This is a genomic window from Brachyspira hampsonii 30446 (assembly GCF_000316195.1).
Classification (GTDB): Bacteria; Spirochaetota; Brachyspiria; order Brachyspirales; family Brachyspiraceae; genus Brachyspira; species Brachyspira hampsonii_C.
The window spans coordinates 69,880-91,133 of record NZ_JH994111.1 but is presented as its reverse complement, the minus strand read 5'-3'; the positions used below and the strand labels follow the sequence as shown (position 1 = coordinate 91,133).

18 protein-coding genes are annotated in these 21,254 nt (G+C 27.1%); 9 read left to right on the top strand and 9 right to left on the bottom strand.

From position 1 onward, the window contains the following. Positions 1–7: 7 nt before the first annotated feature. The 3 genes from A966_RS05230 (at position 8) to A966_RS05220 (ending at position 3,760) form a co-directional block, all read left to right on the top strand. On the top strand, positions 8–1,306 hold the full coding sequence (locus A966_RS05230) for a tetratricopeptide repeat protein (protein ID WP_008723299.1): 1,299 nt from the start codon (positions 8–10) through the stop codon (positions 1,304–1,306). A 174-nt stretch (positions 1,307–1,480) separates the two neighbouring features. Next, complete coding sequence (locus A966_RS05225) at positions 1,481–3,355, top strand: GerMN domain-containing protein (protein ID WP_008723298.1); 1,875 nt, start codon at positions 1,481–1,483, stop codon at positions 3,353–3,355. Positions 3,356–3,439: 84 nt separating this feature from the next. Further along, positions 3,440–3,760: a rhodanese-like domain-containing protein gene (locus A966_RS05220; protein WP_008723297.1), complete on the top strand. Its 321-nt coding sequence runs from the start codon at positions 3,440–3,442 to the stop codon at positions 3,758–3,760. A 73-nt stretch (positions 3,761–3,833) separates the two neighbouring features. On the opposite strand, the gene A966_RS05215 is transcribed toward A966_RS05220, so the two are convergent. The 3 genes from A966_RS05215 to A966_RS05205 all read right to left on the bottom strand — a co-directional run bounded on the left by A966_RS05215 (position 3,834) and on the right by A966_RS05205 (position 8,854). After that, positions 3,834–5,426, bottom strand: coding sequence for a peptide ABC transporter substrate-binding protein (locus tag A966_RS05215; RefSeq protein WP_008723296.1), 1,593 nt, complete (start codon positions 5,424–5,426; stop codon positions 3,834–3,836). 200 nt (positions 5,427–5,626) lie between these two features. Next, on the bottom strand, positions 5,627–7,228 hold the full coding sequence (locus A966_RS05210; RefSeq protein ID WP_008723295.1) for a peptide ABC transporter substrate-binding protein: 1,602 nt from the start codon (positions 7,226–7,228) through the stop codon (positions 5,627–5,629). A gap of 18 nt (positions 7,229–7,246) precedes the next feature. Continuing rightward, the gene (locus A966_RS05205; RefSeq protein WP_008723294.1) at positions 7,247–8,854 is read right to left on the bottom strand and encodes a peptide ABC transporter substrate-binding protein; all 1,608 of its coding nucleotides are present in this window, start codon (positions 8,852–8,854) and stop codon (positions 7,247–7,249) included. A gap of 165 nt (positions 8,855–9,019) precedes the next feature. Between A966_RS05205 and A966_RS05200 the strand changes: the two genes are divergently transcribed. Beyond that, positions 9,020–10,267 (top strand): RsiV family protein, encoded by a 1,248-nt coding sequence (locus A966_RS05200; RefSeq protein ID WP_008723293.1) that lies wholly within the window; start codon positions 9,020–9,022, stop codon positions 10,265–10,267. 445 nt (positions 10,268–10,712) lie between these two features. After that, on the top strand, positions 10,713–11,864 hold the full coding sequence (locus tag A966_RS05195; protein WP_008723292.1) for an iron-containing alcohol dehydrogenase: 1,152 nt from the start codon (positions 10,713–10,715) through the stop codon (positions 11,862–11,864). Here the strand turns inward: A966_RS05195 and A966_RS05190 are convergent. From A966_RS05190 to A966_RS05165, 6 genes are all read right to left on the bottom strand, one after another. Beyond that, a complete protein-coding gene (locus A966_RS05190) occupies positions 11,861–12,724 on the bottom strand; it encodes a ribonuclease H-like domain-containing protein (RefSeq protein WP_008723291.1) in 864 nt (287 codons plus the stop codon). The two genes, A966_RS05195 and A966_RS05190, sit on opposite strands and share 4 nt — an antisense overlap. A 24-nt stretch (positions 12,725–12,748) precedes the next feature. Beyond that, positions 12,749–14,167, bottom strand: coding sequence for a cysteine--tRNA ligase (gene cysS / locus A966_RS05185; RefSeq protein WP_008723290.1), 1,419 nt, complete (start codon positions 14,165–14,167; stop codon positions 12,749–12,751). 585 nt (positions 14,168–14,752) lie between these two features. Then, entirely contained in the window at positions 14,753–15,328 is a 576-nt protein-coding gene (locus A966_RS05180; protein ID WP_008723289.1) for a hypothetical protein, read from the bottom strand. Positions 15,329–15,437: 109 nt separating this feature from the next. Continuing rightward, positions 15,438–16,394 (bottom strand): alpha/beta hydrolase, encoded by a 957-nt coding sequence (locus A966_RS05175; protein ID WP_008723288.1) that lies wholly within the window; start codon positions 16,392–16,394, stop codon positions 15,438–15,440. 34 nt (positions 16,395–16,428) lie between these two features. Next, positions 16,429–17,100 (bottom strand): DUF6320 domain-containing protein, encoded by a 672-nt coding sequence (locus A966_RS05170; protein WP_008723287.1) that lies wholly within the window; start codon positions 17,098–17,100, stop codon positions 16,429–16,431. 5 nt (positions 17,101–17,105) lie between these two features. Further along, entirely contained in the window at positions 17,106–18,374 is a 1,269-nt protein-coding gene (locus tag A966_RS05165) for a hypothetical protein (RefSeq protein ID WP_008723286.1), read from the bottom strand. Between the two features lie 208 nt (positions 18,375–18,582). Here A966_RS05165 and A966_RS05160 point away from each other — a divergent pair, with 208 nt between their 5' ends. From A966_RS05160 to A966_RS05150, 4 genes are read left to right on the top strand one after another with little or no spacing between them, the layout of a single operon-like run. Then, entirely contained in the window at positions 18,583–19,542 is a 960-nt protein-coding gene (locus A966_RS05160; RefSeq protein ID WP_008723285.1) for a type I restriction-modification system subunit M, read from the top strand. Between the two features lie 2 nt (positions 19,543–19,544). After that, positions 19,545–19,703 carry an N-6 DNA methylase gene (locus A966_RS13990; RefSeq protein ID WP_332835046.1) on the top strand — a complete coding sequence of 53 codons (159 nt, stop codon included), beginning with the start codon at positions 19,545–19,547 and terminating at the stop codon, positions 19,701–19,703. After that, positions 19,670–20,026, top strand: coding sequence for an N-6 DNA methylase (locus tag A966_RS13940; RefSeq protein WP_198643180.1), 357 nt, complete (start codon positions 19,670–19,672; stop codon positions 20,024–20,026). Before A966_RS13990 ends, A966_RS13940 begins: the two co-directional genes overlap by 34 nt. After that, on the top strand, positions 20,026–21,252 hold the full coding sequence (locus A966_RS05150) for a restriction endonuclease subunit S (protein ID WP_008723284.1): 1,227 nt from the start codon (positions 20,026–20,028) through the stop codon (positions 21,250–21,252). The genes A966_RS13940 and A966_RS05150 overlap by 1 nt, the downstream gene beginning before the upstream one ends. Positions 21,253–21,254 lie beyond the last annotated feature (2 nt).

The following is a 21,254-nucleotide window of genomic DNA, read 5'->3' as shown; positions in this document are numbered from 1 at the left end:
GAGAATTATGCGTGTTTTTTTATGTTCTTCTGTTATGGCAATGTTCATTATAATTAATGCCGCATTTGCTCAGGAAACGATCACTGTGCAGCCAGATGATAAAGTTGTAACTAATGCATCTTCAGGCCGTATAAAAAGCGGACCACTAGAAGATGATTTGATTAAATCTGTAGATTTAGCTGAAAATACTCTTTTCTCAATAAAATTAAATGCTACTAATTTCGACAGATATATTCGTATAACAAGCTATTCTACTAACCTTGATTTTGTAAGATTCACAAGAGATAAAACTAATGCTTTCCTTACTTTCAGAACATTAACAGCCGGTATAGGAAAACTTAATTTCCAAGTTGATAATGAAGAAAGTATAATAAGAAAATACTTTTATACTATAACTGTAACTAATAGTCAAGGCATAGCTTCTATGGAAACTAATGCTATATTAGATCCTGATAATGAAACTAATAATACTAATAACATGATGACTACTAATAATGTTATGACTAATGATATGATGAGTACTAATAATACAATTACTAATACAGTAAGCACAAATGAAGCCGTACCTAATAATAATACAAATCAAACTAATCAGACAGCAGCTACTAATAATGCTCAAAGTTCAATAATAAAAAAAGAAGCTGAAAAACCTGCTAAAGCAATTGAAACTAATCCTGAAATAATAGCATTATTTAATTCAGCAGAAGAATTAAAAAATATTAAAGATTACAGTAATGCGGTTAACACTTATAGTAATATTATAACTTCATATCCGAATTCTAAATATTCTGTATACAGCCATTTTAGAATAGGAGATATTTATAATCAAAAGAAAGATTATAACAATGCTTTTAACATGTATAATGAAGCTTCCAAATTAAAAAATGCTGATAATAATGAAAAAGCAGCAGCCATATATTCTATGGGTATTATGAAAAAATCTGAGAATAAACATGATGAAGCTATTGTATACTTCAATGATGTAATGAACAATTATTCTCAAACTCCTTTATACGGTAATGCTGTTTATGAAATAGCTGACAGTTTGAAAAAGCTTGGAAGAATATCTGACGGTGCTGATATATTAGAAAAATCTTTAGAAAAAAATGTAAAATTTTCTAAAAGAGGAGATTCTATACTTCTTCTAGCTGAAATATATGAAAAAGGCAATAACAATATAAGAGATTTTGAAAAAGCTTATAAAACTTATAATCAATATTTAGCCGAATACCCTACTTCTTCTAAAGCTAAATATGCTAATGACAGAAAAAATTTCTTATCTCGTAATGCTGTTCACTTACAATAGAATAATAAAAAAATCATTAAATAAGAAATAATAATAGCCCTTTTAGAAATATAGTTTTTCTAAAAGGGTTTTTTATAAAAATAATTCTCTAAAACTCTCCTATAAAATAAATTCTAATAGCATTCCCATTTTTATCGATAATTTAAACGATACATAATACTCCGGAGTGAACAAGTGCCAAGATACGAGCAGCTTAAATCTAAATCTAAAAGTATATCATATACAAGACAAATTAAAAATGAAAGTAAAGAAATAAATCTAAAAAAACCATTCATAATTTCAATAGCTTTTATCATCGCAGCAGCTTTGATATTTACAGTTGTAAAAAAATATTCTCCTATGGTGGATATAGCAATAAAAGATTTCTTCTCAATCAATCATAGAGAAGCATTAGTATTGGAAAGCGATGGAATTACAGAAGATCAAAATAAAATGAGTTTCTTAAATAATATACCATTATTCAACTTCTTTATAAAAACTGATACAAATGAAACTCTATCTGTAATGGCTTATGAAACAAATTCCAAAATAGAAACATCTTTGGATATGATGTCTGAAAATATTACAAATTCTAGTATAATAACAAAGGAATCTTTACTTCCTTTCTTCAATAATAGCGGAAGCAATAATTCTATACTTTATGACAGCGGATATGTGGATTACGGAAATAATCATGAATCAGTAATATTATCAAACAAAATGAATACATTAAATAGAATACCTGAAAATAATATTACAAATAATAGTGAAGAAAATATCATTGTCGCAGATATGAAAACACCTGAAGAAGAAAAAACACATAATTATCTAGAGCAAATGATATTAGAAAACAGACAGAATAATAATAATACTCAGGATACTAAAAAAAATACAAATGCTGCTAATAGACAAAATAATACTGAGACTAAAAAAAGCATATTTGATGATATTCTAAAACCAAAAGATAATACTACTAAAAGAGAAACTACAACTATGAAGCCGGCATCAACTACTACTTTCAGTACAAGAGCTCCGGCAAGTTATATAGAAAATACTAAACAAAATAATTCAAATACAAATGAAAATTATAATTTTAATATTGATAAATATTTAAATAATAATAGTAAAGAAATATCTGCCAATAATAATCAAGTTAATGATACTAAAGAAAATCTGAATTCCAATACAAACAATAATACCGTAAATAATAATACATTACCAAATAGAAAAGATATAATACAATCATCTATTTATACTATAACTAATTCTCTGGATAAATCTAATATTGATTATAACAGAGTAATAAATGATATGGTTAATCCTAATTACAATAATAATGTTGTAAGAGAAAATAATAATAGCGTAAATAATAATAATACAGTTAATAATAATATTAAAGAAGCAAATAATAATTCAATAATAAATAAGCCTTCAGAGGAAAAAAATGATATAAAAGAAGTCAGAGGAAACATAGTAAAAGATAATATAAGAAAAACTTCACAATTAAAAAATAATAGCATCATAAATAATAATAATAATGCAGAATATAAAAAAGAAATTATTAAAAAAGCTCAAAATGATATTAATAATTATAATATAAAAAAAGCTAATAATAATATAACTAGAGATTTAAAAGAAAGAAAACTCAAAGAAAATAGTAACGAAGGAATATATTTAGTTGAATACAGCGAATCAACAGGCTCTATTACATTGATATTCAGAGAAAGGAAATTTAATAATAAATCTTCTGTAGAGGAAGCTATAAAAGAATTATTGATTGGTGCTACTGATGAAGAGAATAATAGAAATATAATAAGCTGCATACCTAAAGATACTGAATTACTTGATATATTCATTGAGAATAATACAGTATATTTGAACTTCAATGAGAACTTTGAATTTAATCCTCTTGGAAATGAAGGAACTATGGTACAGATTTATCAGCTTGTATATACAGCTACTCAATTTGAAGGTATAGACAATGTTATATTCCTTATTAATGGACAATTAAATGAAACTATAGGAGCGGAAGGTGCTATAGAGAATATACCTTTCAGCAGATTTGAGTAAATTAATAAAAATATAATCTTGATTTTATATATATTCATGTTATTATATACCCATAATATGTATATATAAAAAGTAGGTGTTATAATGTTAAAATCTTTAAATGCAAAAGAGGCTGCTGATTTGATAAAGTCTAATAATGATATAAAAATATTAGATGTAAGAAGCGAAATGGAAATTAATATGACAGGTACTATAGAAGGAAGCATATTAATAGATTTGAATGATCCTAAAGCTGAAAATTTAGTTAATAGCTTAGATAAATCAGGAAAATATCTTCTCTATTGTGCTACAGGTGCAAGAGCCGAAGCTTTAGCTCATTATATGCACAAAAAAGGATTTGAAGAAATCTATAATCTAATTTACGGCGGATATAGTCAATTAGCAATGGCCTTAAAAAATAATTAATAATAATAATAAAAGTTAGTATTCAAAAAATTAAATACTAACTTTTTTATTATTAATACTATAAAACATAATTTCATTCTATATACGAATAAAAAAATCTTCTTATTTCTAAAGTATCAACTAAAACATTTTTCAATTTTGGGCTTTGCATTGAAGAAGAAGTATAATGATAAATAGGTATAAAAGCCATATCTTCACCTATAAGTTTATCTTCAGCCTTATGCATATTAGCCATTCTTATTTTATTATCAATAGTATTTTTAGCCTCTAATATAAGCCTATCATATTCAGGATTATTATACCCTACTCTATTTCCTGCACTTGTACTTACAAATAGATCAGCAAAAGTCATAGGATCCATATAATCTCCAAGCCAATCAGCACGGCATACCACATAATGTCTTGTCTGCCTGTTTCTTTGAAATACTGACCATTCCTCCTGAGTGATAGTCATATCTATATTGAGATTTTCTTTCCACATCTGCTGAACTGCTTCAGCTATTGTAACACCTGTTCCCGGATTAGTTTTAAACTCTAATACAGGAAAATTCTCTCCATTAGTATAGCCTGCTTCTTCTAAAAGTTTTTTAGCTTCTTCAATATTTGCTTTATAATCTTCTTTCTTAACACTGTAATATCCGCCGCCGTTTTCTCTAAAATCACCATTTACATCTTTTAAACCATAAGGTATAAAAGCAGCTGCGGGTATTTCTCCCAATTTAGTAATATTTTCTACTATATAATTTCTATCTATTGCAAGAGATAAGGCTCTTCTTACTCTTTTATCTTTTAAAACTTCATTTGTATTATTCAAAGCATAATATGCTGTGCCTAAAGAAGGTGTTGTAACTAAATAGCCTTCCTCTCTTAGTAAATCTACATCGGAAGTAGGTATCTTATATGAATATAATATAGATCCTTCCTTTAAAGCAGCATAAGCCGTAGATACATCAGAGAACATAACAAAATCTATTCTCTTAGCTATTATGTCATCTTTATTCCAATAATTAGTATTTAATTCTAAAGATATTATCTCATCAGGTTTTCTATCTATCATTTTGTAAGGACCATTACCTATATATGTGTCAGGAGAATAAGTCCAATTATCGCTTATAACTTCTTTTCTAAGAGGTGAAAATATAGGAACGGCCGCTAATTCCAAAAAGTACGCTGTAGGACTTTCAAAATACACCGCAAAAGTTTTATCATCTAATGCCTCTACTCCTAGTTCTTCTATAGGAAGTTCTCCTTTGAGAATCTTATCAGCATTTTTTACAGATGATATTAAAAAACTATATGAAGATGCTGTTTTAGGATCGGCAAGCCTTCTAAAAGAATATACAAACTCATCAGCAACAACATTTTTACCGTCAGACCATTTAGCGTTTTCCCTTAAATGAAATGTAATAGTAAGTCCGTCTTCAGAAATATCCCAACTTTCAGCTGCTCCTCCTATTATGTTTCCATCCTTATCTTTTGAAGTTAGTCCCTCAAATACATGAACTGCATAAATCATACTGTCTATAGCTGATAAAAATGATGGGTCTATACTTTGAGGTTCAGCTCCTATGCTTACTCTTATGCTTTCATTATATAAATCTTTATTTTTACAGGCATTCAATAATAATAAAATAATGATAATTGATAAATAGATTATTTTTTTCATAGTGATTATCCAAAACTAAATTATTATGTTAACATCTTATTTATACTCTAATATAAATATTTGTCAATAACTAAATAAAATTAAATTCAATGTATATATTTCTAATTGAATCGTTTCAGATAAAAATTTTAATAAAAAATAAAAAAGAGGCTTATAATAAAGCCTCTTTCATAAATCAGAAATTATTATTATTTTTTAATCTATTCTATATAGCAGTAATTAAATTTATGTTTTCCCAAAGTATTATATACTACACCTTTCAATTTAGGACTAACCATTAAAGTAAATGCTCTATGATAAAGAGGTATAAAAGGCATATCATCTATTAATATTTTTTCAGCATCCATCATGTATTTCATTCTCACAGAAGCATCAGCAGTTTTTCTAGCACTATTAACCAAAACATCATAACTAGGATTAGAATATGAACCGTAATTGAATGAATTTCCTGTAAGCATTATTTCAAGCATAGTCATAGGATCTCTGTAATCAGCATTCCAAGCCATAGAACCAATATCAAAGTTTTTCTCTACTAAATACTGAAGTACAAGAGGATACTCATCATTTTTTAATGTTACATCAATATTTAAATTAGATTTCCACATCTGCTGTATAGCCTCAGCAACTATTATATGAAGACCTGGAGAAACTCTTATCTCTAATACAGGAAAACCTTCTCCGTTAGGATATCCAGCCTCAGCCATTAATGCCTTAGCTTTTTCTACATTTGCAGTATAATTATCAGTATCTATTAATATACCAGCCTCAGCTCTGTATGAATTACTAATACCATCTATTGTAGGAGGTACAAATCCCTGAGCTGGTGCCTGTCCGCCCATAGTAACATTAGATACTATATAATTTCTGTCAATAGCAAGAGATAAAGCCTGCCTTACTTTTTTATCTTTTAAAGCATTATTTGTAATATTAAGAGATAAGTAGAAAGTACCTGCTCCGTCTCTAAGAGCAATATAATTTTCAGCTTTTAATTTTTCTATTTCACTGGAAGGAGGCTCCAATGCTGAAAAATGTATAGTTCCTCCTCTGATTCCGGCAATAGCCGTATTAGGATCTGCCATAGAAAGGAATTTTAATTTTTTAGCAACAGTCTCTTCAGCATTATAATAATTAGTTCTAGCCTCAAAAATTATATATTCATCCATAACTCTTTCTGACATTTGGTAAGGACCATTACATACATAAGTTTCAGGTGATAAAGTCCAATCATCTCCGTACTGCTCTATAATATCCTTTCTTATAGGAGAAAAAACTCCTACTGTAGTCATAAACTCTAAAAAGTAAGCTGCAGGATCAACTAGCTCTACTTGAAATGTATAATCATCTAAAGCTTTTACTCCAAGTTCATTATAATCCATAGTACCAGCATTAATCTCTTTAGCATTTTTTATTATTTCTAATAAAGAAGAATATTGAGCTGCCACATCAGGATTAACAACTCTTTTCCAGCCGTATTCAAAATCATGTGCTGTTACAGGCTTACCATCAGACCATAAAGCATTAGTTCTTAAATGAAAAGTATAAACTTTTCCGTCTTCGGATATATCCCAGCTTTCTGCCATACCATTTGTAAGTTTTCCGTCCGGTCCTATTCTTGTCAAACTTTCAAATGCATGAAATAACATAGCAGAAACAACATTCAAACTGTTTAAGCTAGGATCTATAGTTCTAGGCTCTGCCCCCATATTAATAACTATAGTATCATTTTTGTTTCCAGAATTACCTGTGCATGACAGAATAAATAAGAAACTTAATATTAAAAATACAGCCATTACTTTTTTCATATTTCTTCTCCTAACATTTTATTTTATATATGAATAATTAAATTTATGTCTTCCTAAAGGATTTAATACCACACCTTCTAATTTAGGATTTTTCATAAATGAATCTGCTCTATAATATAAAGGTATAATAGGCATCTCATCCATAAGTATATTTTCAGCTTCAGCCATAGCTGCCATTCTTATCTTATTATCTTCGCTTTGTTTAGCTGTTAATATTTTATCATCATATTCTTTGTTAGCAAATCCTGTATGATTTACTCCGCCGCCGCTTACCATAACATCAAGCATAGTCATAGGATCATTATAATCACCTGTCCAGCCCATTCTAGCCATTTGATAATCTTTTTCTATCAAAGACTGAAGTGTTATAGGAAACTCTTCCTGTACTAAAGAGACATTAACATTTAATGTCTCTTTCCACATCTGCTGCAAAGCCTCTCCAATTAATACATAAATACCAGGAGACACTTTTAATTCTATTACAGGATAATTTGCACCATTAGGATAACCTGCTTCAGCCATTAACTCTTTTGCCTTTTGAACATTATTCTCATAGTCATTAACATTTATATATTCTTTATTTTCTTTTCTAAATGTAGTGTTTAATCCTCTCACTTCAGTAGGCACAAAAGCACCAGCAGGAATCTGTCCGCCTTTAGTAACATTTGATACTATATAATTTCTGTCTATGGCAAGTGATAAAGCCTGTCTTACTCTTTTATCTGCAAAAGCCTTATTCGTAATATTTAATTCTATATAATAAGTACCTAAAGCATTATTTGCCACTATATAACCTTCATTTTTTAATGTTTCTATCTCAGCTGCAGGAGGTTCTAAGGCAGAAAAATCTATAGTGCCTCCTCTAATTCCTGCAATAGCTGTATTCGGATCGCTCATAAGTACAAAATTAATCTCTTTAGCTACCTGCTTATCAGCATCATAATAATTAGTATTAATATCAAAAACTATTCTCTCATCTATTACCCTTTCTTTCATTTTATAAGGACCATTTCCTATATATGTTTCAGGAGTTAAAGTCCATTTATCTCCATATTGTTCTATAATATCTTTTCTAACAGGCATAAATACTACTGTAGAAGCTATAAAGTCTATAAAATAAATAGCAGGATTTTCAAGCTGTACTTCAAATGTATAATCATCAATAGCTCTCACTCCTAAACTATTATAATCCATATTGCCTACATTAATCTCTTTAGCATTCTTTACTATTTCCATCATATATGAATATTCAGCTGCTGTATTCGGATCAACTGCCCTTTTCCATGCATATTCAAAATCATGTGCTGTTACAGGCTTACCGTCAGACCACTTTGCATTCTTTCTTAGATGAAATGTATATACCAAACCATCGTCTGATATATCCCAAGTTTCTGCCATACCGGGTCTTACATTATTATTTGAATCTATCTTTGTTAAGCCTTCAAAAGCATGAAGTATATAAGATGATACAACATTGATAGAATTTAATGTAGGATCCATAGTCTTAGGTTCAGGTCCCAAATTTATTGATACAGATGAAACCGCTCCGCTACTTGTTTCTGATTTTTTACCGCATGATATTACAATCAAAAAAATCATCAAAAAAGCAATAAATATCTTTTTCATAATACAGCCCCTATATAAAAAATTATAAAGTTATAAATTATGTTATATCATAAACTTTTATAATGTCAATAAAAAACTTCTTTATATAGTAATATTTTATATTGACAAAAACAACAATGTAAAATATTATGTTTACTATATCTTTTAAATCTAGGAAAACAATTTATGATTAGAAATATTCTTGCATTATCTTTTATACTTTTAATAATATCATGTTCAAATAATAAAAATAATAACATTAATAATAATCAAACCAATACTAATACAATAGAAACTCAAACTAATGAATTAAAACAAGCCGAAGAATCAAACAATAATAATGCTGAAAATAATATCTCTTATAAACAAAAAAATATAGAATGGATATCTCATTACTACTATATGAAAAATGATGAAGGAGATTTCTGTTCAGTATATTTAAATGATAGATGGCCAGACTATATAAATAGCGATTCTGAATTAATGCCTAATTATCAAAAAATAAAGGCAGCTTTTAATTATAAAAATTTAAATAATGATGTAAATCAATTCTATGATAAAAACAGCATTCTTGATATAACGAACAATAAAATATATGCAGAAGCTGAAAACGGAGACAGTATAGAAAGTACATATTCAAATATTACATCATTTAAAATGACTTCCAAATCATTAAATAGTTCATCAAAAGAAATAAATACTGCTTCATCATTAAAAGCAGCAGTATATAACTATGCATATTCAGATGTTTCTGAAACTAATGAATATGGAAGTGCATCAACATTCTCATATAAAGATTCTATATTTTTGCTTATACCTGATGACACTAACAAATTAGAAGTATATGATAAAATTTCTTTTGATATAAATGAAGGTTTCAATCTAAATAATTTAAAAAGAAATGAAAATTTAGAATTTGAAGATAAAAAAGACAATATATCAAAATTATTTGAAAATGATATGAGTGCTCCTTATAATGAATGGTTAACAAATTCTGCTGACAGCTATGAATCAAGTAAATCTATCAACATAACTTATTTTAATGATAAAACTATATCTATAAGAAGAACTTCAACACTATATCTAGGCGGAGCCCATGGAGTGTACAATAATTATAATTCAGTATACTCACTAGAAACAGGTGAAAAAATAGAAGCTACTAATTTTATAAAAGATTTTGATGATGATGAATTAAGAAGCATTATGAGAGATAAACTTTTATCAATAGATAATAGAACAGAAGAAGATTATTTAGTTCCATTAGATGAAATAACTTTAGCTGATACATCTTTTTACATCTATTCTGACGGCGTGCATTTTGTATGGCCTATATATACTATAACTCCTTATGTTTTAGGTGAAACAGAAATAGTTTTGAGCTTTAATGAAATTAGTTCATTCATAAAAGATGAATATTTATACATAATAGAATAATCTGTTTTTTGATTTATTTTGAACCCCAGCCTTTAGGTTTATTATCTATTTTGAATTTATAATCATTTTAGTTTTAGTATCTTTACTGAAATTTTAACACCCACCCAAGTTGTGTTTAAATTTATTGTTTCTCTACCGCACGCAAAACTAAGCCATAAATAAAAATTGATTAATAATAACAATTTAATTATATATAAAGTTTTGCTAACCGTGCGTTAAAGAGATTAAAAACTTAACAAAACCTAGGGTGGGCAGCTTTAATTTCTGTATAGATAATAAAGAAAATAAAAATGAATTTGTACATAAAAACAGTAAGGAAAAAGGGCGGGCAAGTGTAAATATGATAAAATGTATAAAATTAATTGAATGTTAAATTAAAAATTAAGGTTAATATTTCCGAATATATATAATAAGAAATATAAAAATACATATATAGAAGAAGACTATGGCTATAATAGAATTTAATATACCAACAAAAATCACATTCGGCATTGATTCTCTTGACTGCTTATCTGATACAATAAAGAAATACGGCGGAAGAACAGTATTAGTTACAGATGGAGCATCATTCAATCAAACCGGATTAATAGATCAAATAGTAAATAAACTTAATGATAACTTTATCAATGTAATGGTTTATTCTGATGTAAATTCTACAAGTACAAGCGACGCTGCCGATATTATTGCCAATTTGGTAAGATATAGCAGAGCAGAATCCATAGTAGCAGTAGGAGGCTTCAAAATACAAAATACTGCTAAAGGAGCAGCTATTGTAGTAACAAACAGCGGCGAAGCTTCAGACTATATCAATGGACAGCCCGTATACCATAAACCTTTACCTATTATAGCAGTGCCTACAATATTAGGCTCTTTATCAGAAATAGCCACAGGAATATGCTTATATGATAAATATGATGAGGTAAATAAACAAAATAATGAAGCTAATATATACTCATCTAATTGTATTATAGATCCTACTTTATATGCAACTGTACCTGTAAAATATACTATAAGCAGTGCTTTATCAGTATTTGCCTTATCATTTGACATATATATGAGCAATACTCTTACAAGCATAACAGAACCTTTAATAGTACATGCTATGAAAATAAGTATGCAGGGATTAAAAAAACTTATATCTGAAAGTAATAATATAGATAATATAACAACTTTAGCCACAGCAAATATGCTATGTGCCACTTCTGCATGCCATAGCAGTTTAGGTGCTATAAGAGCTTTATCTATTGCTATAAATAGTGTTTATGCAGTTAATAAATCTATGGTATGTTCTATATTGCTTCCTCATATTATGGAATATTATATCACTGTAGCACCTGATAAATATGTTGTACTTTCAAATGTTATAGACGGAATAGATCCGGAAATGACTCCTTTTGAAATTGCAAACCAATCTGCACAGCATATAAAACAATTTCTTCATAATATAAACTTGCCTACAAGACTTAATGAAATAAATATAGACAGAAGTAAGTTTGATAAAGTTGCAGAATTGGCATTAAAATATCCGGGTATGGATCAGCTTCCTAGAACTATGAATTTAGATTCAATAATGACAATATTGGAACAGGCTTATTAATCTTCGCTTTTAGGAGCATATTTATAAGGCTTCTTATGTAAAGCATCTATTAATTTCTTATTAGGCTTGTAATGATCAACAGAAGGCAAATCCTTATATTCCAAAAGCCTACAGTTATAGCTTTCAGCATATTTATTATATGCCAAATAAAGTAGATATTCCAAATTGATAGTATCAAGCAGATTATAGTGTATCAAAGAATCTATAGCGGTTTCATCTTTGGTATCCTGATAATAATTCCATAATAAAACTGCAGTATATCCATTAACCCCTTCCATATCATCGCCTCTGGAAATACCTACATCCTGCTCTATTTTCTTTAATCCGCCTGTATATCCTAAATCTTTAAGTACAAAACGCAAATCTATCTGAGCACATTTTATAGTTGTGGCAAAATATCTCTCCAAAAATGGTATATCAAAACAAGAGCCATTGAATGTAACTATTATAGAATAATTCTTTATATAATCCAAAAATTCATGCTCATTTCTGCCATGTACAAAAACTTTCATTTCCTTGCCGTCATAACAGCCTATAACCGTTACATGGGCTTTAGCAGGTTTTATTCCTGTAGTTTCTATATCTAGGAAAACAGTTTTATCCATAAGTATAGGATAAAGTCTATATACTATAGAAGAAGGAAATCTTTTCAAAAAATAATTATAGTTTTTATTTTTTAAATTATATATGCTTCTTGGAAGTTCATCTTTCAAAGATTCTCTAATACTTGCAGGCATAGCATAATAATTTATATTTTTTAAAGTATCTTCCCAATCAACAGCACCTTCTTCCCATAAAAGACTTTCTTTTTTTGGCCCTATACCTTCTATATGCTGAAATGTTTTTTTTATCAAATCCACATAATTCCCTTATATTTTTCGTTTTTATTTTCTTTTCCACTTAACACCTTGAGGCGTATCCATTATCTCTATTCCCATAGACAATAACTGATTTCTTATCTCATCTGCTTTTTGATAGTTTTTCTCTTTCTTAGCGAGAGTTCTCTCTTCTATCAATTTATTAATTTCTTCTTCATTGTCTTCTTTTTTATCAGTATCGCCTATATTAAAACAATTTATAATATTATTTACTCTCTCTATAAATTTTAATACAGCATCTCTTGTATTAACATTAATAGAATCAAAAGAAGTATTTACCGTTTTAACCAAAGTAAACAATATACCAAGTGCCTCTGATATATTTAAATCATTATAAATAGAATCTGAAAACTTTTCATTAGAAATCTCTAACTCTTTTAATAAATTCTCATTAATTTCATTAGATTCACTATTACTTATATCTTTCAATCTGAATATAAGATCATTAACTCTGTCAATAGCACTTTGAGACTGTTTAATTCCTTCTATAGTGAAATTTAACTGCTTTCTATAATGAGAGTTTATGAGCGAATATCTTATAGCCTCAGGAGAAAGTCCTTTATCAAGCAAATCCCTTAAAGTATAAAAATTTCCTTTAGATTTTGACATTTTCTCACCGTCAACTATCAAATGCTCGCAGTGAAGCCAATAATTAACAAACTTTTCATCAAAAGCAGCTTCATTTTGTGCTATTTCATTTTCATGATGAGGGAATTTATTATCAATTCCTCCTGTATGTATATCAAAATGCTTACCCAAATATTTACAGCTCATAGCAGAACATTCTATATGCCAGCCCGGTCTTCCCTTTCCGAAAGGAGAATCCCAATAAACATCTCCGTCTTCTTCAGTATATGCCTTCCAAAGTACAAAATCGCTTGCATTTTCTTTATCATACTCATCATTAAGAACGCGTCCTGAAGCTCCTTCAAGAAGCTCCTGCTTATCCAAATTGGCAAGCTCTCCGTATTGAGGAAAAGTGCTTATTTTAAAATATACAGAACCATCTGCTTCATAAGTATGACCATTCTTTTTAAGCAGTTCTATAATATCAATCATCTCTTTTATATGATCAGTGGCTGCAGGATTTACCGAAGCCTTTTTTATTCCTAATGTCTTTATATCTTCAAAAAATGCTTCTTTATATTTTTTTGTATAATCATTCAATGATATATGATTCTCTTTAGAATTTTTTATAGTTTTATCATCAACATCAGTTAAATTCATAACAAGTTTAACATTGTATCCATAATCTTCTAAAACCCTTCTAAGCAAATCACTGAATACATAAGCTCTGAAATTACCTATATGAGCATAATTATATACTGTAGGTCCACATGAATACATGCCAACCTCATTGGAATTAATCGGTTTAAATACCTCTTTTTCTCTAGTAAGTGAATTATAAAATATTATATCTTTCATATTAAATTGTATTCCTTAAAATATAATTAACATTTTACTTAAAAGACTTTATTTGTCAAGGTATTATTATTCATTTTTTACAAATGTTTTTCATACTAGACTTGTTTCAAAACTCGATTTATTAATACTTATTTTTTTAATTTACTATGAAGCCACAGTAGCAGCAACCCAAACTTCTTTTATGATGCTATCAGCCTCGATAAGATTACCTTTGGAAGGCAAAGGACTGCATATCTATATACCAAAACAATAATTTATAAAACATATCAAACATTATTTTATAAATTATAAAATTACAAAATTTTTATATATATAATCTTGTCAAGTAGTTTTGAAACAAGCCAAATTAATAAAAAATCCCTCCTAAAAATTTTAGGAAGGATTCGCAAATTTTATTTATTTTAATAAATAAAATAATTTTCTAAATATAAACCAAAATAATAAAAATCAAACAGCCTTGCTTTTTTTTATTACCACAGTAGCCTGCTCCTTATATTTAGATATTAGACTTTTAAGGTCTTGTTTTACCTTATCTTCTGTTTGTGTCATTATTTAATTCCTCCTTGAATAATGAATAATGCTTTTTTAGAAGCTGCCGTCTCTCCAAACTTTAAAGTCCGGATAGTCTAATTTCTTAGATTTATCTTCATACCATTTGCATACAGCTGCTGACATATTAATAACATAAAAATTAAATTCTGTCTTCCAACCGTCATTTTTAAATTCGGCAAATGATGGTATAAATTTATTATTAATAGAATTATATATACTATTCTGGGCTGATTCTGTGGGAATATTATTATCTTTTATTGCTATTCTTAATATCAAATGTATAGACATACATGATAAAGTGGATGTGATTCTGCTGTATTCATTAAACATTTCATCTTTTGTGTAATTATCTGATAAAGTATCCATCCATAACTTAATTATACTTCCTAATGCCTCTAATTGTTCAGGTGAGGCATTTTTGTTCATTATAATATCTGCATAATTTTCTGCTAATTGCTGAAATGTCATAGTTGAGTTTTCATCGGATATAGATATGTCTGCAACTTCTTCTATTTGCATAGATTTTACCATAGAGGAAGCATTATCCTGACTATAAACATTAATAGATATAAAAACAAATAAAACTAATAGCAAATAAATTTTTTTCATAAAATATATCCAATTTATAATTTAGTTTTATTCATTATCGTCATCAATTAATTTCTCAATACATTTTTATTTTGTTTTAAATGATAAATAAAAACTAAAAACTGCATATTTAATTATCAATTCTTTCAATCCACTTAAATACTTTATCAAATATATGTTCGCTGTCCATAGCTTCAAAGAATATACCATTAACTAAATTATTATGATAAATATTTTTATTATTAAATACAATACAATCAGCTAAACCATTATAAAAACTATTAACTTTATTAGAAAAATTAATAGAATTCTTAACATCGCAAATAGGATCCAATTCTGAATGAACGCATAATACCTTTGTTTTTTCACTTCCATCTATATGATTATACGGATTAGCATCTTCTCTATTATAGCCTTCCTCAAATAATTCATTAAGCATAGGAGTAATTATATCATTAGTGCATACATTTAAATCAGTAGGACCTCCAAGTGATACATAACCTTTAAAAATATTAGAATCTACATTATATTTCTTATGCATTTCTTTATAATATACAAGCAAAGCTCCTAAATGTGCCCCAGCTGATGAACCTATTACTACAATATCTGAATAATCAATATTTTTATTTTTTAAAACTTCCAATGCCTTATTAAACCCTGAGAATACATCTTCTATTTGAGCTGGATATTTATATTTTTTACTAAGTCTGTAACCAAGCAAAATAGTATAAAATTTTTCCTTTGAAAATCTTCTTCCTACAAATCTGTATAAATTCGCATTACCCTCTCTCCAGCCGCCTCCATAAAGATAAACTATAACCTGTTTTCTAGGGCTTTCATTTTCTTTTAATTGAGGAGAAAAATATAATATATATTGAGCCTTATCCTTATCAAATTGATACTTTTCAGGCTTTATTTTTTTATCAGACCTTATAAAATTTAAAGCCATACTTGGATAACTTAAATATTCTCCAAGTAAATTTTTTCTTCTTTTCTTTTCATCTATTTTATTATTTTTTATCTCTAACTTATCTTTTTCTTTCTCTAGTTTTATCTGCTCTTTTTCAACATTTTTTTTATCTTCCATAAAAATACTCCTTAACTATTTTAATACATATTTTTTATATGTGAAAAATTTTTATTATAGATGAAATAAAATCAATTCTAAATAATATAAGCATAGCTAAAATAATTATAATACCTCCTCCCAAAGCCGATAAACTGCTCCAAAGTACAAAATGAAATAAAGGCAGAATTATAATCATTATTGATATAAAAGAAGAAGACACTATATAAGAAACATATTCATTAAAATATTTTCTATCTATAATGGCAATTAAAAACATAGCTATATTTAATCCAAGAGCTAAAAATGGAATAACATAATTAAATGACCATTTATGAAAACCGCTAAATATATCTACTACAATAACAAGAGGTATAAGTATAAAAAACTCTATAATCAATTTCTGCCTTAAATATAAAGTATTGGCTGTAAAACATATAAATGTGAAATATGCACATAATATGGATATAATAGATATTACCGCCCAATTATATTTTGAATTAGTTGAAATATTTACTATTATCAAAACTATTATCATCGTTAATGATGAAAGCAAAACTATTTTTTTAGAATTGATTTTTTTCTGCATTTTATAAAACCATTCATAAGAATGATATTCTTCATTTATCATCATATTATCATTATTATTATTTAATTCTTTTAAACATAAAGGACATATATTTCTATTAGTTTTTATTTTCAATCTGCAGTTATTACAATAAGACATATTATTTACACCCCAAAATCATTAGAATAAATTTCAACTTCTGTAATATTGGATATATAATTAAAAAAATATTTTATTATATCTGTTTCTATCACAGTTCTATTGAATGTAATTGACAATTTATCTTCAAAACTGCATAAACCGCAATTTAAAGGACTGTTTATTGTAGGATATACAATGGCTTCAAAATGTCTTATATAATCTTTCATATCATCAGGCAATGATATATTACCGAAATTGGATACTGTCATAGTTTTTAATTTATCTTCAAAAAGTTCAAAGGCTAAATTAACTGCAAAGTTTTTAATAACTAATGGTATAAATTTAGCAAATATATTATTTTCTAATTTTGTATTTTCATATATAAAATTCTGAAGTTTTTCCTTACTAACTTTTTCTTTCATCTCTTTATTTGTCATTATTATAATATCATCAAAAGTTAATTCTTTATCTGTAGGAATAACTACATTAGCAATGCCGAAGAAATTTTTTAATGATATTGAAGGAAATATATTCCTTAAATTAACAGGCACGCACATAACTATATTTTTTCCATCAAACCTGTTTTTTATTCTAGTTTCATAAATAGAATAACCCAAAACTGATATTATATAAGAGGTGATAGTGGTATTATGTTTTTTGCTCTCTTCCTTTATCCTTTTCAAACTTAATATGCCATGCACCACATTATCACCATAAAACTTTAAAGGCTTTCCTTTAATCAAATAAATATTTTTTATCTTTTTTTCTTTTTTAGTTTTTATTTTATTTTTTGTATGAACATAAAAGCTGTCATCATAGTCAGCTATAATAGGAACAGTATCTTTAAATATATCATCATTCTTGTCATCAATATTTTTTCCTGATAAAACAAAATAATGATAAAGCAAAGATTTAAAAAAACTTATTAAAGATGAAGCATCTGCAAGAGAATGATAAACTTCTGTAAATATTCTGTATTTATAATATCCCACTCTCAAAAGATAGCCATTATTTAATTTACTGTTTATATTATAACAAGGATAATATTTGTCTTCTGCTACAATTAATTTTCTATGATTTTCTTCAAAGTAATTCCAAAAAACTCCCTTCTTTATCATAAGCGAAAGAGTCGGAAATCTTTTTATAGTGATATCCAATGCCTGCTGAAGTATATCAGGATTAACTTCTTCATTATTAAGAACTGCTGATACTCTAAATATTGGTATATTTTTTTTATTTTTTATAGAAACAAAAAGTTTAGCTGCATTATCCAATTTATAAAGATGTCTCATACTCATAGCCCATAATTTTATATTAATATATTAAATCATCTTTTTTATTTTTCAATGATTAAAAATAACTAAATTTTTATAAAAATGGTATTTAGTAATATATAGTTCTCTTTATAATTATAAATAATATGCTGAAAATAGTATTAATTTGATTTTTAATAATATTATACTATAATTAAAAGTATGTAAAAAAATGTAGGAATATTATATGTTTGAACAATGTTTTAAAAATATAGATAATGAACTTCGTAAAGATAGCGGCTGTTCTAATGATGTGGATTATATAGAACAAACTTCTTGGATACTGTTTTTAAAATACCTTGATGATTTAGAAAAAGAAAAAAAAGATAAGTGTGAATTAAGCGGAAAAGAATATAAAAATATTTTAGATAAAGAATTTACTTGGGGGTCTTGGGCATATCCTTTAAATAAAGAAGGCAAACTTGATAATAAATTTATGACAGGTGATGATCTAGTAGATTTTGTAAATACTAAATTATTTCCATATTTAAAAAGTTTTAGAGATAGTGCTTTAAGTGCAGATACATTGGAATATAAAATAGGAGAAATATTCAGCGAGGTACAAAACTCAATAAAAAGCGGATATATATTAAGAGATGTTATAAATATTATTAATAGTATGAAATTTCAAACTTCAGAAGAACGTCATGAACTTTCTTATTTTTATGAAGATAAAATAATGAAAATGGGCAACAGCGGAAGGGCAGGAGGAGAATACTATACCCCTAGACCATTGATTAGAGCAATTATAAAAGTTATTAAACCTAAAATAGGTGAAAAAATTTATGATGGTGCATGCGGTTCTGCAGGCTTTTTAGTTGAAGCTTATGACTATTTGAATAACTTAAAAGCAAATATGTCTGAAGGAGAAAAATATAATATTCTTCAAAAAGAAACTCTATACGGACAGGAGTTCAAACCTCTGCCTTATGTTATAGGTACAATGAATACGATACTGCATGGAATTAATGCTCCTAATATAGTTCATAAAGACACATTATCAGAAAATATAATGACATCTGTTGGAAATAAATATGATATAATATTGGCTAATCCTCCATTTGGGGCAGCCACTCAAGATTCTGTACTTTCAAATTTCCTATGCGTACTAAGGAAACGGCATATCTCTTTTTACAGCATTTCATAAAAATGTTAAAAAAAGGCGGAAGAGCTGGTATAGTTGTAAAAAACACTTTTTTAAGCAATTCAGATGCCGCCAATCTTAGAAAAGAATTTTTGGAAAGCTGCAATCTATTTGCAGTTCTTGATTTACCATCAAAAGTATTTCAGGCAGGGGTAAAACCGTAATATTATTTTTTGAAAAAGGAAAGCCCACTGAAAATATATGGTATTATCAAGTAAATTTAAATAGGAATTTAGGCAAAACTAATCCTTTAAATGAAAAAGATTTGGAAGATTTTATTAATTGTTATGAAAATAAAAAAGTAAGCGAAAATTCTTGGTTAGTAAATATTAAAGATATAGATAAGTCTAGTTATGATTTATCAGTAAAAAACCCAAATAGAAATGAAGAATTCATATTGGAAGAACCAGAAGATATTATTGAAAATATTTTAAGTATTGAAGAAGAAAATAAAAATATTTTGGAAGAACTTAAGGAAATTTTATAATGTTAAATGAATGGGAAGAGAAAACATTAGAAGATATTATATCTAAAGAAAAATATTCTATAAAACGAGGACCTTTTGGAAGTTCATTAAGAAAAGAATTTTTTGTTGAAAAAGGAATAAGAGTATTTGAACAATATAACCCTATTAATAATGATCCTAATTGGTGCAGATATAGAATAACTAAAGAAAAATATGAAGAATTAAAAGCATTTACTTGTAAAGCAGGAGATTTTTTAATAAGCTGTTCAGGCACTATGGGTAAAATAGTATTCTTACCAGAAGGAACAGAAAAAGGTATTATAAATCAAGCATTATTAAAAATAAGACTTGATAATAATATTATAGATAATAATTTTTTTATGTATTTATTTCAATCTCCATACTTTCAAAATAAGATTTTTTCAAGTTCAAAAGGAAGTGCTATACAAAATATATCATCTGTCAAAGAATTAAAAAAGATAACGTTTTTACTTCCTACACTTAAAGAACAAAAAAGAATAACAGAAAAACTTGATAATGCTTTTCAAAAAATAGAGGCTTTAGAAAATAATACAAAAGAAAATATAAAGAATATAGAAGATTTATATAAATCATATTTGAATAAAATGTTTACTGAAAATACTGATGATTGGGAAGAGAAAACATTTGATAAAGTATTTAATATATATACAGGAAATAGTATAAATGCTAATATAAAAAAACAAAAATATTCTAATTTAGATGATGGTTATAATTATATAGCAACAAAAGATATATCATTTTCAAATGTTATAAATTATGAAAATGGAATAAAAATTCCTAAAAATGAAGATAAATTTAAAATAGCCCCTAAAAATTCTATTTTGTTATGCATAGAAGGTGGAAGTGCAGGAAGAAAAATAGGTATATTGAAAGAAGATGTATGTTTTGTAAATAAATTATGTGCTTTTGTAATAAAATATAAATATTTAAATCATATGTTTGTTTACTACTATTTACAATCACCAAAATTTAAGCAAATTTTTTACGATAATAAAACAGGGTTAATAGGAGGAGTATCTCTTAATAAATTAAAAAAACTTACTATTGCATTTCCAAAAATTGAAGAACAGAAAAAAATTGTTGATAAGTTAGACACATTCAATAATAAAATACAAATCATTAAACAAAATTATCAAAACAAACTTGAACTTTTAGAAAATTTAAAAAAGTCTATTCTAAACAAGGCTTTTAATGGGGAGTTATAAAT

What these genes read in the sequence shown, in the direction of transcription:
- A966_RS05150 (WP_008723284.1), top strand. Translation starts at nt 20,026, where the DNA reads ATGTTAAATGAATGGGAAGAGAAAACATTAGAAGATATTATATCTAAA.
- A966_RS05210 (WP_008723295.1), bottom strand. Translation starts at nt 7,228, where the DNA reads ATGAAAAAAGTAATGGCTGTATTTTTAATATTAAGTTTCTTATTTATT.
- cysS (WP_008723290.1), bottom strand. Translation starts at nt 14,167, where the DNA reads ATGAAAGATATAATATTTTATAATTCACTTACTAGAGAAAAAGAGGTA.
- A966_RS05205 (WP_008723294.1), bottom strand. Translation starts at nt 8,854, where the DNA reads ATGAAAAAGATATTTATTGCTTTTTTGATGATTTTTTTGATTGTAATA.
- A966_RS05180 (WP_008723289.1), bottom strand. Translation starts at nt 15,328, where the DNA reads ATGAAAAAAATTTATTTGCTATTAGTTTTATTTGTTTTTATATCTATT.
- A966_RS05215 (WP_008723296.1), bottom strand. Translation starts at nt 5,426, where the DNA reads ATGAAAAAAATAATCTATTTATCAATTATCATTATTTTATTATTATTG.
- A966_RS05170 (WP_008723287.1), bottom strand. Translation starts at nt 17,100, where the DNA reads ATGTCTTATTGTAATAACTGCAGATTGAAAATAAAAACTAATAGAAAT.
- A966_RS05160 (WP_008723285.1), top strand. Translation starts at nt 18,583, where the DNA reads ATGTTTGAACAATGTTTTAAAAATATAGATAATGAACTTCGTAAAGAT.
- A966_RS05200 (WP_008723293.1), top strand. Translation starts at nt 9,020, where the DNA reads ATGATTAGAAATATTCTTGCATTATCTTTTATACTTTTAATAATATCA.
- A966_RS05165 (WP_008723286.1), bottom strand. Translation starts at nt 18,374, where the DNA reads ATGAGACATCTTTATAAATTGGATAATGCAGCTAAACTTTTTGTTTCT.
- A966_RS05230 (WP_008723299.1), top strand. Translation starts at nt 8, where the DNA reads ATGCGTGTTTTTTTATGTTCTTCTGTTATGGCAATGTTCATTATAATT.
- A966_RS05220 (WP_008723297.1), top strand. Translation starts at nt 3,440, where the DNA reads ATGTTAAAATCTTTAAATGCAAAAGAGGCTGCTGATTTGATAAAGTCT.
- A966_RS13990 (WP_332835046.1), top strand. Translation starts at nt 19,545, where the DNA reads ATGTTAAAAAAAGGCGGAAGAGCTGGTATAGTTGTAAAAAACACTTTT.
- A966_RS05195 (WP_008723292.1), top strand. Translation starts at nt 10,713, where the DNA reads ATGGCTATAATAGAATTTAATATACCAACAAAAATCACATTCGGCATT.
- A966_RS05175 (WP_008723288.1), bottom strand. Translation starts at nt 16,394, where the DNA reads ATGGAAGATAAAAAAAATGTTGAAAAAGAGCAGATAAAACTAGAGAAA.